Annotated in this window: 14 protein-coding genes, 1 tRNA gene and 1 riboswitch; of the genes, 6 read left to right on the top strand and 9 right to left on the bottom strand. The window is 60.7% G+C overall.

Annotation, left to right across the window (positions count from 1 at the left end):
* From AX768_RS12675 to proX, 5 genes are all read left to right on the top strand, one after another.
* Positions 1-825: an alpha/beta fold hydrolase gene (locus AX768_RS12675; protein ID WP_062000244.1), complete on the top strand. Its 825-nt coding sequence runs from the start codon at positions 1-3 to the stop codon at positions 823-825.
* Complete coding sequence (locus AX768_RS12670; protein WP_062000243.1) at positions 822-1,178, top strand: NIPSNAP family protein; 357 nt, start codon at positions 822-824, stop codon at positions 1,176-1,178. Before AX768_RS12675 ends, AX768_RS12670 begins: the two co-directional genes overlap by 4 nt.
* The gene (locus AX768_RS12665) at positions 1,175-2,368 is read left to right on the top strand and encodes a quaternary amine ABC transporter ATP-binding protein (RefSeq protein ID WP_062000242.1); all 1,194 of its coding nucleotides are present in this window, start codon (positions 1,175-1,177) and stop codon (positions 2,366-2,368) included. The genes AX768_RS12670 and AX768_RS12665 overlap by 4 nt, the downstream gene beginning before the upstream one ends.
* A complete protein-coding gene (locus tag AX768_RS12660; RefSeq protein WP_062000241.1) occupies positions 2,361-3,290 on the top strand; it encodes an ABC transporter permease in 930 nt (309 codons plus the stop codon). Before AX768_RS12665 ends, AX768_RS12660 begins: the two co-directional genes overlap by 8 nt.
* An 87-nt stretch (positions 3,291-3,377) precedes the next feature.
* Positions 3,378-4,415, top strand: a complete 1,038-nt coding sequence (proX, locus tag AX768_RS12655) for a glycine betaine/L-proline ABC transporter substrate-binding protein ProX (RefSeq protein WP_062000240.1) — start codon at positions 3,378-3,380, stop codon at positions 4,413-4,415.
* A 64-nt stretch (positions 4,416-4,479) separates the two neighbouring features.
* Here the strand turns inward: proX and AX768_RS12650 are convergent.
* From AX768_RS12650 to ydfG, 9 genes are all read right to left on the bottom strand, one after another.
* Positions 4,480-4,555 (bottom strand) — tRNA-Lys (locus AX768_RS12650).
* A 193-nt stretch (positions 4,556-4,748) separates the two neighbouring features.
* The gene (gene ybgF, locus AX768_RS12645) at positions 4,749-5,498 is read right to left on the bottom strand and encodes a tol-pal system protein YbgF (protein WP_062000239.1); all 750 of its coding nucleotides are present in this window, start codon (positions 5,496-5,498) and stop codon (positions 4,749-4,751) included.
* A 27-nt stretch (positions 5,499-5,525) separates the two neighbouring features.
* Positions 5,526-6,032, bottom strand: a complete 507-nt coding sequence (gene pal / locus AX768_RS12640; RefSeq protein ID WP_047845194.1) for a peptidoglycan-associated lipoprotein Pal — start codon at positions 6,030-6,032, stop codon at positions 5,526-5,528.
* A gap of 44 nt (positions 6,033-6,076) precedes the next feature.
* Positions 6,077-7,372, bottom strand: a complete 1,296-nt coding sequence (gene tolB, locus AX768_RS12635; protein ID WP_062000238.1) for a Tol-Pal system beta propeller repeat protein TolB — start codon at positions 7,370-7,372, stop codon at positions 6,077-6,079.
* A gap of 136 nt (positions 7,373-7,508) precedes the next feature.
* Complete coding sequence (gene tolA, locus AX768_RS12630) at positions 7,509-8,603, bottom strand: cell envelope integrity protein TolA (RefSeq protein WP_062000977.1); 1,095 nt, start codon at positions 8,601-8,603, stop codon at positions 7,509-7,511.
* Positions 8,603-9,049 carry a protein TolR gene (gene tolR, locus AX768_RS12625; protein WP_062000237.1) on the bottom strand — a complete coding sequence of 149 codons (447 nt, stop codon included), beginning with the start codon at positions 9,047-9,049 and terminating at the stop codon, positions 8,603-8,605. The genes tolA and tolR overlap by 1 nt, the downstream gene beginning before the upstream one ends.
* Positions 9,050-9,059: 10 nt before the next feature.
* Complete coding sequence (gene tolQ / locus AX768_RS12620) at positions 9,060-9,737, bottom strand: protein TolQ (RefSeq protein WP_056354982.1); 678 nt, start codon at positions 9,735-9,737, stop codon at positions 9,060-9,062.
* Positions 9,738-9,917: 180 nt separating this feature from the next.
* Positions 9,918-10,400 carry a tol-pal system-associated acyl-CoA thioesterase gene (gene ybgC, locus AX768_RS12615; RefSeq protein ID WP_231941386.1) on the bottom strand — a complete coding sequence of 161 codons (483 nt, stop codon included), beginning with the start codon at positions 10,398-10,400 and terminating at the stop codon, positions 9,918-9,920.
* Positions 10,401-10,522: 122 nt separating this feature from the next.
* Positions 10,523-11,269 carry a bifunctional NADP-dependent 3-hydroxy acid dehydrogenase/3-hydroxypropionate dehydrogenase YdfG gene (ydfG, locus tag AX768_RS12610; protein ID WP_062000976.1) on the bottom strand — a complete coding sequence of 249 codons (747 nt, stop codon included), beginning with the start codon at positions 11,267-11,269 and terminating at the stop codon, positions 10,523-10,525.
* 284 nt (positions 11,270-11,553) lie between these two features.
* Positions 11,554-11,653, top strand: a riboswitch (ZMP/ZTP riboswitch).
* Between the two features lie 160 nt (positions 11,654-11,813).
* Between ydfG and glyA the strand changes: the two genes are divergently transcribed.
* Entirely contained in the window at positions 11,814-13,061 is a 1,248-nt protein-coding gene (gene glyA / locus AX768_RS12605) for a serine hydroxymethyltransferase (protein ID WP_062000235.1), read from the top strand.
* Positions 13,062-13,063: the final 2 nt, after the last annotated feature.

Raw genomic sequence — 13,063 nt, 5'->3', positions numbered from 1 at the left:
ATGGCCGACGCGAGTGTTTCAACAACGTTCGATGGCCGCGGCATCGCGCTGAATTACCGGCTCGAAGGCGAGGGTTTGCGTGCGTTGGTCTGCATCCACGGCGTGGGTTCGAACCTTGAAGCGTGGGAAGGTATCGTTGCCAGGCTGCGGGACACGTTCCGCATCCTCACGCTCGATCTGCGCGGGCATGGACGTTCGACGCTGGTGAAAGGGCGTTATGAAATCGATGACTTCGTGGGCGATGTCCTCGCGCTCGCCGATCACGTCGGCTTCGATCAATTCGATCTCGCGGGTTTCTCGCTCGGTGGCCTGATTGCGCAGCGCATGGCGCTCACGCATCCCGAGCGCCTAAAGAAACTCGTGCTGCTGTCGACCGTTTCTGGACGCACGCCGGAAGAGCGTGAGCGCGTCGCGGCGCGTCTTGCTGCGCTGCAATCCGGCGACCGTGGTTCGCATTACGACGCCTCGCTTTCGCGCTGGCTCACCGAAGGCTTCCAGCAGCGGAACCCCGAGCTCGTCGCACGCTTGCGGCAGCGTAACGCCGAGAACGATCCCGATTGTTATGCCGCGGCTTACCGTGTTTTGGCGCAGACGGATTTCGGCGGTTTCATCGATCAGATCAGCGTGCCTACATTGATCGCGACTGGCGAAGAGGACCAGGGTTCGAACCCGCGAATGGCGCAGTACATGCATCAGCGCATTCCCAATTCGCAGCTTGAAATCCTGCCTGGCTTGCGTCATTCGATCCTGATCGAAGCACCAGAGGTGGTTGCCGCACTGATGCGCCGTTTTCTGGCGAGCGATGATCGGGAGGCGCGGCAATGATTATCGAAGAGCGAATCTACCGGATCAGGAACGGCCGCATGGGCCGATACCTGCAGCTCGTGCGTGATGAAGGCCTCGCGATCCAGCAGCCCATCCTGGGCAACTTGATCGGCTACTTCACCACCGATATAGGACCGCTCAGCCAGGTCATTCACATGTGGGCCTATTCCGATCTCAACGACCGTGCACGCCGCCGTCAGCGACTCGCCAGCGACCCGAGATGGCAGGAATTCCTGCCGAGGCTGTCAGAGAACATCGAGCAGGCGGAAAACAGGATTCTCGTGCCGACCGACTTTTCACCGTTGCGGCATCTGCCCGTTTCCGCCGGCTCTTCAGAGGAGAAGATGCTATGACTGAGCGCTTGAAGATCGAGCACTTGTACAAGGTGTTCACGGACAAGCCCGATAAAGCGCTGGCAATGCTCAAGGCCGGCAAGAGCAAGTTCGAAGTGCAGGAAACGCTGGGTCACGTGGTCGGGCTCGACGACGTTTCGCTCTCCATTCCGTCCGGCGCAATGTACATGATCATGGGCTTGTCCGGCTCGGGCAAGTCGACGCTCGCGCGTTGTATCAATCGCCTGAACGAACCGAGCGCGGGCAAGATCCTGCTCGATGACCAGGACATTTGCACGCTCGACGAAGCCGGTCTTCGCGATGTTCGCCGCAAGCGGATATCGATGGTCTTCCAGCATTTCGCGCTGCTGCCGAATCGCCGTGTGATCGAAAACGTCGAGTTCGGATTGAAGCTGCGCGGCATGTCCGCCGCCGAGCGCCGCAAGCGCGCGGAAGAAGTGCTGAACGTGGTCGGCCTCACACGCTGGGCTTATCACATGCCGCATGAACTCAGCGGCGGCATGCGTCAACGTGTGGGTCTCGCACGCGCGCTTGCGACCGATGCCGATGTCCTCATCATGGACGAAGCGTTCAGCGCGCTCGATCCGCTGATCCGCACCGAGATGCAGGACGAGTTGCTGCGCCTTCAGCGCACGTTGAACAAGACCATCCTGTTCATCACGCACGATTTCCAGGAAGCGCTGAAACTCGGCACGCGCATCGCGATCATGTCGGAGGGCAAGATGGTCCGCGAAGGCACGCCGCAATCCATCGTGCTCGAACCGGGCAGCGATTACGTCGCCGCATTCACGCGCGAAGTCGATCGCGGCAGATTGTTCGATGCAGGTTCGGTGATGACGTCGCTCTCTGCAATCTTGCGCGGCCCGAACGGCATCCTCATGGGCGACGCCACCGGCCTACCGGGCCCGGGCTTCATGCTCGACGCCGACGAACGCATCCTCGGCACCGTGACCGCATCCGAAATGGAACAGGCGCGCGGCGGCGGCACCATGCCCCGGCCCGACACGCGCTTCACGTGCGTGCCCGCGCACACCAAGCTCGTCGATGTCGCCGGCAGTTACCAACACGATATGAACGGCGGCCCTATCGGCGTGATCGATGACACCGGCCGCCTGATTGGCCGTCTGGAAGCAGGGCAGATCCTTGCCCGAATCGGCGCTGCAGGCGCCATGGGAGCACGTCATGTTTAAAGCCGACGATCTCGCGGTGCTGCCGATCGGCGATTGGATCCAGCACGGCGTCCAATGGGTCGCGCAGAACCTGCGGCCCATGTTTCTCCTCATCAAGTGGCCCGTCGAGCGCTTGCTGACCTTCAACGACACCGTGCTTCACGCCATCCCGTTCCCGCTGATGCTCGTGCTGATGTTCCTCCTCGCGTGGCGTCTCGCGAGCATGGGCGTGGCGATTTTCAGCGTGCTGGGGCTGGTCCTCATTGCGGCGATGGGCGTGTGGGCGCAAGCCATCACCACGCTCTCGCTGATCGCGACGGCCATTGTGTTCTGCGCGTTGATCGGCATACCCATCGGCATTTGGTGCGCGCGTAGCGACCGCGTGTGGCGCATCGTGCGGCCCGTGCTCGACATCATGCAGACCACGCCGACGTTCGTGTATCTCGTGCCCGTGGTGATGCTGTTCGGCGTTGGCACGGTGCCGGGCGAAGTCGCTGTCGTGACGACCGCGATGCCGCCGTTGATCCGCTTCACGCATCTCGGCATTCGCATGGTCGAACATGAAATTGTGGAAGCAGGTCTCGCGTTTGGCGCCGACCGTCGGCAGCTTTTGTGGGAAGTGCAATTGCCGCTGGCGATCCCGACCATCCTCGGCGGGCTCAACCAGACCGTGCTCACTGCAATGGTCATGTCCGTCGTGATCGCGATGATCGGCGCCGAAGGCCTGGGGCTCGTCGTGTTGCAAGGGCTTGGCCGGCTCGATGTCGGACAGGCTGCGATTGGCGGTATCGCGATCGTGTTGCTCGCGATGATGCTCGACCGCATCACGCAGAAACTGGCGCAATCGAAGGGCGGCACACGCAGCGCGCTGCTGCCGGTTCTGATGCGGTTTGTCCGTGGCGAGCGAGTGCCAAGGAACGCTCAAGCCAAGAAAGCGTTGTGAATTTTGACGTCGGAAAAGAATCAGGCAAAACCCAGGCGCATCCGGCGCAGAGCCGGATGATCGAACGATCACGATAGAGGAAAATTGATGAGACCATTTGCATGGGCAGGAAGGGCACTCGCAGTCGCGGCGGTAGTGGGTTTGACATCGGCGAGCGTCGGTGCATTTGCCGATACGCTGCCGGGCGACGGCAAGACCATTCGCTACGCGCAAAGCGATAGCCTCGGCGGCAATTACGTCGCGGCCCAGATCGTGATGAAAGCGATGAAAGCGCTTGGCTACGACGTCAAACTCAGCACGATGAACACCACGCTGTTCTTCCAGGCCGCGGCGCAAGGCGACGTCGATCTTGCCACCGATGTCAATTTTCCCCAGCGTGAACCCGGCTTCAAGGCCGTGGAAAAGCAGGCGGAGATCGTGGGCGGGGGAATGATCGTGGGTGGCGGAATCAACGGTTACCTCATCGATAAAAAGACCGCGGTCGCCCACAACATCACGAGCCTGGAACAGATGAAGGACCCGAAGATCGCCGGGCTGTTCGGCAGCGACGGCAAGGCGGAACTCATCAGTTGCGATCCGGGCTGGAGTTGCGGCGACGTGGTCGACTACCAGATCGACAAATTCGGACTGAAGCAGACGGTACACGCGGTGCGTGGCAAATACGAAGCCTTGATGGTCGATGCCGTCACGCGCATCAAGGACGGCAAGCCGGCATTCTTCTACGCGTGGAATCCGTCATGGACCACAAACGCGCTGGTTCCGGGCAAGGACGTAGTCTGGCTGCCGACCCCAAGCGATGCGCTGCCGCCGAACGTGCCGAACAAGGCATCGGCGCTAGTGAACGGCGTCGAAGGGTGCGCGGGCGGGGCGAATCCGTGCCGCATGGCAATGTCGTCGTGGAACTGGGGATCGGTGGGCAACAAGGAGTTTATCGCCGCGAACCCGGCGGTGAAGACGTTGATCGAGCAGATCAAATTCCCGGGCAAGACGTGGTCGGGATGGGAATACGCGATCAGCAAGAACGGTGGTTCATCACCCTTGATCAACAAACTCGCCGATGAATGGCTGGCCGCGAATAAACCGCAGTTTGATCAGTGGGTGGCGGTAGCGAGTAAGGTGCATTGAGCCGCCTTTGAGCCCTGGCCGGCAATGAAGAAGGGCTCAGCTTTCGCTGAGCCCTTCTTGTCTTTGGTAGGCCGTACGGGATTCGAACCTGTGACCAACGGATTAAAAGTCCGCTGCTCTACCAGCTGAGCTAACGACCCAAAGAGCCGGAATTATAGTCACAGCGAGCACTAGTTGTCAACGGCGCGTAAAAATCCATCGCACGATGAAACAGACAAAAGAGGCAGAAAAGACACGCAAAACCCAAAGAAAAAGCCCGTAGCATGACGCTACGGGCTTTCTCATGAGAGGCGCGAATCGGGGTCGAAAACAAATGCCAGACGACCCTGACGCTTACTTCACTTGCGACATCTTGCTTTCAGCCGACTGCGCGGCTTCGGTTCCACCATACTGCGAGATGATTTGTTCCAGCGTCTTCTTTGCAGCGGGTTTCTGACCCTGCTCGATCTGGTTGTTCGCGATTGCGAGCAGCGCGTCGGGCGCCCGCGGATGCGTCGGAAAGTTCTTCACCAGATTCTGCCAGGTAGCGGTCGATGCCTTGTAATCGCGCAACGCATACTGCGCGTTGCCCAGCCAATACTGCGCGGTCGGCTGATACGGACTTTGCGGATACTTCGCCACGAACGTCTTGAACGACGCCGCCGCATTTTTGAAGTCACCGTTGCGAAACTGCGTCGATGCCGCATTGAACGAATCAGTCTCGCCGGGCTGCACCGTACCCTGCACGCCATCCACCGTCTGCTGCTGCGGCTCGAGCTTCTTCAACCGCCCATCGAGGTCGGCGTAGTAGTCTTTCTGCTGCTTCTGCAACGTGGTCAGCTGGTTGGCCAGATCCTCGTTCTGGCCACGAAGCGTCGCGACCTGCTGATTCAACTGGTCGAGACGGTTCTGCTGATCGAGGATAGTGCGCTGAGCCGAAGACAACTGGCTCGAAAGACCGTCCGTTTTCGTGCGCAAATCGAGCACGGCCTTGCGGGCTTCATTGTCGTCGAACAATGCTGCATGCGCCGATCCGCCGACCACGGCCGAGCCCAGCAAACAAGCAACTGCGACCACGCGCAGCGAAGGGAAGCGATACAACATACGGCGAATCACCCGTGACTGGTTCTATTACTGTTGATAAGCGAGATCAGCGCGGCGATTTTGCGCCCACGACGATTCGTCATGACCGGTAGCCTGCGGCTTTTCCTTGCCCAGACTCACGGCTTCCATTTGCGTGTCGGCCACACCCAGCAGCGACATTGCACGGCGCACAGCTTCAGCACGCTTCTGGCCCAGTGCCAGGTTGTACTCGCTCGTGCCGCGTTCGTCGGTGTTGCCCTGGATCAGGACGTGGCGATCCGGATGGCTCTTCAGATACTGTGCGTGTTGCTGCAGCAGCGGCTGGTAGTCGTCACGAACTGCGTAGCTGTCGAAGTCGAAGTAAATGCTGCGCTTCGCCAACGGGCTGTTCGGATCGTTCAGCGGATCGACGTTGACCTGTTGAACTGCGTTCGCGTCGGGTTGCGTGCCGATCGCGCCTTTGTTTGCACCTTCATCCAGCTTGACGCCTGAATGACATGCGGCCAATGCACCGACCATCGCCACTGCAAAGCCGATACGAATTTTAGACATCATGGTTACTCTCCTTGTGTGTTGCTGCTTGAGTTATTGCATTAGGTTTACTGCATGAACGGACCCCAGGACGGCTCGCGTACGCTGCCCCCCTGAAGCGACAAGACTTGCCGCGTACGACCATCGGTCGACACGGCTGCCAACACGCCACGCCCGTTCACCTGGGTGGCGTAGAGGATGTACTGACCATTCGCCGCGAAGCTGGGCGATTCGTCATGCGTGGTGTCGGTCAGTCCCGTTGCCGTACCGGACGCAAGGTCCAGCAGATACAGCTTGAAACCGCCGCCAACGCGCGAAATGTACGCGACTTGCTTGCCGTCCGGGCTCACACGCGGGCTGGTGTTGTAGCTGCCCGTGAATGTGACGCGCTGTGCAGTGCCGGCGCTTTCGCCGCTCGCCGACATCTTGTAAATCTGGGGCGCGCCGCCTCGGTCGCTCGTGAAGTAAATCGAATTGCCATCGGGAGAGTAAGCCGGCTCGGTGTCAATCGAGCTGCCTGTCGTCAGGCGGCGCAAACCGCTGCCGTCTGCGTTCACCTGGAAAATCTGCGTGTTGCCGGTCTGGGACAGGGCGACCGCGAGCTTGCGGCCGTCCGGCGACCATGCCGGTGCACTGTTATTGCCCTTCTGATTCGATACGATAACGCGTTTGCCTGTCGGCAAATCGTGAATGTAGACAACGGGCTTTTTCTTTTCGAACGAAACATACGCCACCTTGGTGCCGTCAGGCGACCAGGCCGGCGAGATGATCGGCTCGGGGCTGGAGAGCGCAATGCGTGCGTCCTGGCCGTCAGAGTCGGAAATCTGCAATTGATAACGGCCGCCGGTCTTGATCACGTAAGAAAGCCGCGTTGCGAACACGCCGCGCCCGCCCAGCAACTTCGCGTAGATGTAGTCGGCAACCTTGTGCGCGCTCATGCGCAAGCCGCTTTCCGGGCTGACGAGCGAGAGGCCGCCAAGGCTTTCCTGCTTGACGGTGTCATACAGCCGAAAGCGCACTTCGAACTGGCCGTTCGGCAGCTTGGTCACGCTGCCCGACACGAAGGCGTCTGCGCCCTTGGCTTTCCAGCTGCCAAGGTCGACGGAATCCGTTTCCGACACTGGCGTGCCGCCCGCATCGACATTCGTGAACTTGCCGCTGCGCTGCAAATCCTGGCGAATGATCGCGCTGACCTGCTGCGGCGAATTCGCTTCGTTGGCGAAAGTAGCGGTGGCGATAGGAAACTGAGTCGAACCCACGCCAGTCACGAGCACGTTGAGTTGCGCCTGCGCGGCGGACGTTCCCACCGCGATCAGGCAGGAGGCAACAAGCGTTTTAAGGCCAAGCTTCGTCATCAAACTCATGTATCTGATTCCAAAAAAGCAATATTTAAACTATTGACGGCTGCACAACAGACCGCCAATCGCACAATTCGTTCCCAATCTTCACACGATGGACGCCAGCATCACAAAAATAGTGGGCCGCGCAGCCCAAGTCCGATCAACCGCCCGCCGGGCGCAGGGTGATCGTAAAGGCGGAGGGCGCCTGACCGTTGGTATCGACGGGCATGGGGTCCGAGCGCTGAACCGCTCGCAGCGCCGCTTCGTCCCATTGCTCGTTGCCGCTCGAACGGCGAATCGTCGCCGATAACAACGTTCCGGTCGGCGAACAACGCACCGCGACCACGGTCTCCAGTCCCGCCGTCTCCCCGGCCCACACGATATTCGGACGCACGCGGCGCTGCACCTTCTCAGCATATCCCGCCGATGTCGCCGTCCCGCCCGCGCCGCTGCCCGTGCCGCTCTTGGCCAGGCCGTCGCCGCTCGAACTCGTGCCGCCGCCCGCCTGGCCCTGCAGCGCCGCGAGCCGCGCACTGCGTTCCTTGTCGAGCTTGGCCTTCGCTTGCGCGTCGGCCTGAGCCTTGGCTTTTGCCTTCGCCTCAGCCCGTGCCTTTTCGGCTTGGGCCTTGGCGTCTGCTTGTGCCTTCGCCTTGGCGTCGGCTTGTTCCTTCTGCTGGTCGGCCTTGTCAGCCTCGGCCTGCTTTTCCTTGGCCTGCTGCGCCGCTTTCTGCTGATCGAGCTTCTGCTGGGCGAGTTGCTTCTGCTTATCGGCCAGTTTTTGCTTTTCCTGAGCGGTTTTCGCCGCCGCGGCGGCCTGCTGCGCCGCTTGTTGGGCCGCAAGCTGCTGGCGCTTGGCTTCAGCTTCCTGCTCGGCCTGCTGCTGGGCGCGCTGTTGCTCGACGAGTTGCGCGGCGCGCGCCGCTGCTTCCTGCTTGCGCTTTTTTTCCTGCAGCGCGATGTCGGCTTCCTCGTCCTTCGCCGGCGGCGGCGCCGGCTGCACCTTGACCGGCGGCGCGGGAGGCGGAGCGATACGCGGCGTGGGCGCCGACAAATCCGGAATATCCGTCCACAACTCGGCTTCCGCGCCGGCCGGCGTGTTGTTCTGCCAGTTCACGCCGTGATACAGCAGGATGCCAAGCAGCACGTGCATCAGCGCGGCGAGCGCGAACGCCTTCCATGTGCCGCGTTCACGCGGCGGACGGATGGGGCGCGCGCTGATCCGCGCGCCAGGGTTCCCGCTGGGCTGCCGATTCATCATTGCGATTTGACTAACAATCCGACTCGTTTGACGCCGCGCGCCTTCATATCGGACATCACGTTCATGACGATTTCGTATTTCACGGTCTTGTCGGCGGCGATCACGACCGGCTGGTCCGGATGCGATTCCTGCCGGTTCAGCACGAAGTCATTGAGTTCCGACTTCGTCATGTTCTGCTGTTGCGCAGCACCGCCGTCTTCCTTGTAGCGTACGTTCATGCTGCCGTCGGCCTTGATGTTGACCACGACTGGCGGCGTCTGCTCCTGCGGCGCGGCGTTGCCGACCGTCGGCAGGTTGATGATGGACGGCGAGACGAGCGGGGCGGTCACCATGAAAATGACAAGCAGCACGAGCATCACGTCGATATACGGGACGACGTTGATGTCGGACATGGCGCGCCGTGAACTGCCGCGCATGCTGGAACGCATTGGACCTCCGGCCATTCTGAACTCCTTAGTGAGCCTGACGCTGCAAGATGTTCGAGAACTCTTCGATAAACGTTTCGAAGCGGATCGCGAGGCGGTCGATATCGTGTGCGTAGCGGTTGTAGGCGACCACGGCAGGGATGGCGGCAAAGAGACCGATTGCGGTTGCGACGAGCGCTTCGGCAATGCCCGGCGCGACGTTGGCAAGCGTTGCCTGCTGGACGTTCGCGAGGCCGCGGAAGGAGTTCATGATGCCCCAGACCGTGCCGAACAAACCAATATACGGGCTGACCGAACCGACCGATGCAAGGAACGCGAGATTGACTTCCAGCCCGTCCATTTCACGTTGGAAAGCGGCGCGCATTGCGCGGCGCGAGCCGTCGAGAATCGCGGCCGGATCGTTCATGCGGCGCTCTTTGCCTTTCAGGAATTCACGCATGCCGGACTCGAAAATCCGCTCCAGTGCGCCGATGGTGTGACGGTTGTTCGCCGCGCTCTGATACAGCGCCTGCAGGTCGCCGCCCGACCAGAAATCGCGTTCGAAGCGCTCGGTCTGAGCGCGGGCGCGCCGGATGGCGAACCATTTACGAATGATGTACGTCCAGGACAACAACGACAGAATCAGCAACAGCGCCATGACGGCCTGCGCCAACAGGCTGGCATGAATGACGAGGGAAACGATCGACAGGTCTTGTGTAGTGTTCATAAATGTCCGCTGTTACGTCCCAAAGGGGGCGTCCGAGTTGCTTCCGGGTAAGACAACGTTGTCGCCGGAGGGCGCTCGGTGCTGCTGTGCTTGCGTGCGTGAAGTCCCGCAGGCTCTATTCAGTTCAGGTCTTGATGAAGCCAAAGATGCTTTGTCTACATAGGATTTTTCTGAACAAGGTTATTTAAACGATATTGGTGTCGGCACGGTTGACGCGCATTCTACGTGCGGACCGCGGCGCAATCCGGCCAGCACTGATCCAGGAATTCCCACCGGACGAATCGACGCGAGGCTGACCGATGCGACCCGGATCTCGCCAGACGCCAGCAACACGCCGTCGCGCCACGCTTCCTGGTGAAAATCCACCGAGGCCCGCCCGAGACGGTCGATCCTGCTCACCACATGGAGAACATCGTCGAGACGCGCGGGCGCCGAATATTCCACTGCCGTCCGCTTGACGACGAACAATACGCCATCCGACTCCGACAGCTTGCGTTGATCGATACCGCACGCGCGCAGCCACTCGGTGCGCGCCCGTTCGAAGAACTTCAGGTAGTTCGCGTAGAAGACGATGCCGCCGGCGTCGGTGTCTTCGTAATAGACCCGCAGCGGCCAGTCGAAAGTCAAAGGGCCGGTCGCCGGTTGATGCTCGCTGGTTGACATATTCATCCACGCATTTTACCGGAAGCTGTAAACCGGCCGCCGAAACGCGCTGTAATTTGCTGTTTCCAGGCAACAACTTAGGATTAATTTCATCAAGGTCGTTGCCCGGAAGGCGTGCCGATTCAGCCGCGATGAATACTCAACCCGCCGAACGATTGCGCGACCGGCATCATTTCAATGGCATTGATGTTCACGTGAGCGGGCAGCGTCGCGATCCAGTAGATGGCGTCGGCGATGTCCTCGGCCGTCAGCGGCTGCACATCTTTATAGACGTTGGCCGCTTTCGTGTCGTCGCCCTTGAAGCGCACGTTCGAGAATTCGGTCCCGCCGCACAATCCCGGCTCGATATCCGTCACACGCAATGCCGTGCTGGCCAGGTCCGCGCGCAGGTTCAGGCTGAACTGGCGTACGAACGCCTTCGTCGCGCCATAAACATTGCCGCCGGCATACGGGTAGGTCGCCGCGACCGAACTCAGGTTGAACACGTGACCGCGATTGCGCTCGACCATGCCGGGCAGCAAAGCGTGGGTGACCGTGACGAGACCTTTACAGTTCGTATCGATCATGTTGTTCCAGTCGTCGAGGCTCGCGCGCTGCGCCGGTTCCAGGCCGAGCGCCAGTCCGGCGTTGTTCACGAGCACGTCGATGTCGGCGAATTCGGCCGGCAAACCGGCTATGACGGACTTGATTGCGGCGTCGTCGCGAACATCGAGTTCAACGGGCAAAAGGGCGTCGCCGAGCTCCTTCGACAATTCCAGGAGCCGGTCTTTGCGGCGCGCCGTGGCAATGACGCGATGGCCGCCTTTTACAAACGTACGGGCGATGGCGGCGCCGAAGCCGGCGGAAGCGCCAGTGACAAATACGATCATGTGCGGATTCCCATTGTCAGGTTGCGGAGATGCCGAGGTCGCGCGCGCCCGAGCGCGCGCGGGAAAGCCGGACAGCGTACTTCCAATGATGCGGCGCGGCAAGTTGTCAACCAGAATCTCCATTTGTTCGGGCGAGCCATTGCCGGCTGGGCGCCTGTGGCAATTTTGGTGCCCGACCATCCGCGAATGGCGCTTTCGTGAACGACAGGCCTTTCAGAACCGAGCAATTTCAAGTGTTTAGCGGCTGTTGCCTAATCCCGGACGCGCCATTAAACTAGGGCGCTCCAGCCCTGCGTAACTGGCGACAAGGATCTTCGGGTCCAAGGTGGAATAACCCACCGGGAAGCGCAGGGTGTCGTTTTGCCGTTCGCCTGGGCAGCCGAGATCCGCACGCATGTGTTGCGTTGCCGGTGGCTGTCCGTCTCGCGTCAACGGAGCGTCTTTCTTCCGCCTCGCCTGGACCCATCGTGCTTCGCGCTCTTGCGGCGCAGATATGTTGCGCACGCGCGATCCGGTCAACTGACACCCATTCAACGGAAAACGTATGTTTGATAGAGCCAAGAGCACCATCGCCCAAGTCGATCCGGAACTGTTTGCCGCGATCGAGAAGGAAAATACTCGTCAGGAAGATCACATCGAGCTGATCGCCTCGGAAAATTACACGAGCCCGGCCGTCATGGCCGCGCAAGGTTCGCAACTGACGAACAAGTACGCCGAAGGTTATCCGGGCAAGCGTTACTACGGTGGCTGCGAGTATGTCGACGTGGTCGAGCAACTGGCAATCGATCGTGTGAAGCAACTGTTCGGCGCCGAAGCGGCGAACGTGCAGCCGAATTCCGGTTCGCAGGCCAACCAGGGTGTGTTCTTCGCCATGCTGAAACCCGGCGACACCATCATGGGCATGAGCCTCGCCGAAGGCGGTCACCTGACGCACGGCTCCCCCGTGAACATGTCGGGCAAGTGGTTCAACGTAGTCAGCTACGGCCTGAACGAAGCTGAAGACATCGACTACGACAAGACCGAAGAGCTCGCCAAGGAACATAAGCCGAAGCTGATCGTCGCGGGCGCGTCGGCGTTCGCGCTGAAGATCGACTTCGAGCGTTTGTCGAAGATTGCGAAAAGCGTCGGCGCCTATTTCATGGTCGACATGGCGCACTACGCGGGTCTGATTGCAGCAGGCGTATATCCGAATCCCGTGCCGTTCGCTGATTTCGTCACGACCACGACGCACAAGAGCCTGCGCGGCCCGCGCGGCGGCGTGATCCTGATGAAGGCCGAGTACGAGAAGCAGATTAACTCGGCCATCTTCCCGGGCATTCAAGGCGGTCCGCTGATGCACGTGATTGCCGGCAAGGCCGTTGCGTTCAAGGAAGCGCTGTCGCCGGAATTCAAGACGTATCAGCAGCAAGTCGTGGATAACGCGCGAGTGCTGGCTGAAACGCTGGTTAAGCGTGGTTTGCGGATCGTCTCGGGACGCACGGAAAGCCACGTGATGCTGGTCGATCTGCGCGCCAAGCACATCACCGGCAAGGCAGCGGAAGCCGCGCTCGGCAAGGCGCACATCACGGTCAACAAGAATGCCATTCCGAACGATCCGGAAAAGCCGTTCGTGACCAGCGGCGTGCGTCTCGGCTCGCCGGCCATGACCACGCGCGGTTTCGGCGTGGCCGAGGCTGAGCAGGTCGGCAATCTGATTGCCGATGTGCTGGATGCGCCGGAAGACGAAGCGAACCTTGAGCGCGTGCGCGTGAAGGTCGCTGCGTTGACCAAGCAATTTCCGGTGTACGGCTAAGC

It is taken from the genome of Burkholderia sp. PAMC 28687, assembly GCF_001577465.1.
GTDB lineage: Bacteria > Pseudomonadota > Gammaproteobacteria > Burkholderiales > Burkholderiaceae > Caballeronia.
This window is presented reverse-complemented; position numbering and strand designations above follow the sequence as displayed.

Bases quoted from the DNA above. Each gene is read 5' to 3' on its own strand.
- AX768_RS12675 (WP_062000244.1), top strand. From the start codon at position 1: ATGGCCGACGCGAGTGTTTCAACAACGTTCGATGGCCGCGGCATCGCG.
- AX768_RS12670 (WP_062000243.1), top strand. From the start codon at position 822: ATGATTATCGAAGAGCGAATCTACCGGATCAGGAACGGCCGCATGGGC.
- AX768_RS12665 (WP_062000242.1), top strand. From the start codon at position 1,175: ATGACTGAGCGCTTGAAGATCGAGCACTTGTACAAGGTGTTCACGGAC.
- AX768_RS12660 (WP_062000241.1), top strand. From the start codon at position 2,361: ATGTTTAAAGCCGACGATCTCGCGGTGCTGCCGATCGGCGATTGGATC.
- proX (WP_062000240.1), top strand. From the start codon at position 3,378: ATGAGACCATTTGCATGGGCAGGAAGGGCACTCGCAGTCGCGGCGGTA.
- ybgF (WP_062000239.1), bottom strand. From the start codon at position 5,498: ATGTTGTATCGCTTCCCTTCGCTGCGCGTGGTCGCAGTTGCTTGTTTG.
- pal (WP_047845194.1), bottom strand. From the start codon at position 6,032: ATGATGTCTAAAATTCGTATCGGCTTTGCAGTGGCGATGGTCGGTGCA.
- tolB (WP_062000238.1), bottom strand. From the start codon at position 7,372: ATGAGTTTGATGACGAAGCTTGGCCTTAAAACGCTTGTTGCCTCCTGC.
- tolA (WP_062000977.1), bottom strand. From the start codon at position 8,603: ATGAATCGGCAGCCCAGCGGGAACCCTGGCGCGCGGATCAGCGCGCGC.
- tolR (WP_062000237.1), bottom strand. From the start codon at position 9,049: ATGGCCGGAGGTCCAATGCGTTCCAGCATGCGCGGCAGTTCACGGCGC.
- tolQ (WP_056354982.1), bottom strand. From the start codon at position 9,737: ATGAACACTACACAAGACCTGTCGATCGTTTCCCTCGTCATTCATGCC.
- ybgC (WP_231941386.1), bottom strand. From the start codon at position 10,400: ATGTCAACCAGCGAGCATCAACCGGCGACCGGCCCTTTGACTTTCGAC.
- ydfG (WP_062000976.1), bottom strand. From the start codon at position 11,269: ATGATCGTATTTGTCACTGGCGCTTCCGCCGGCTTCGGCGCCGCCATC.
- glyA (WP_062000235.1), top strand. From the start codon at position 11,814: ATGTTTGATAGAGCCAAGAGCACCATCGCCCAAGTCGATCCGGAACTG.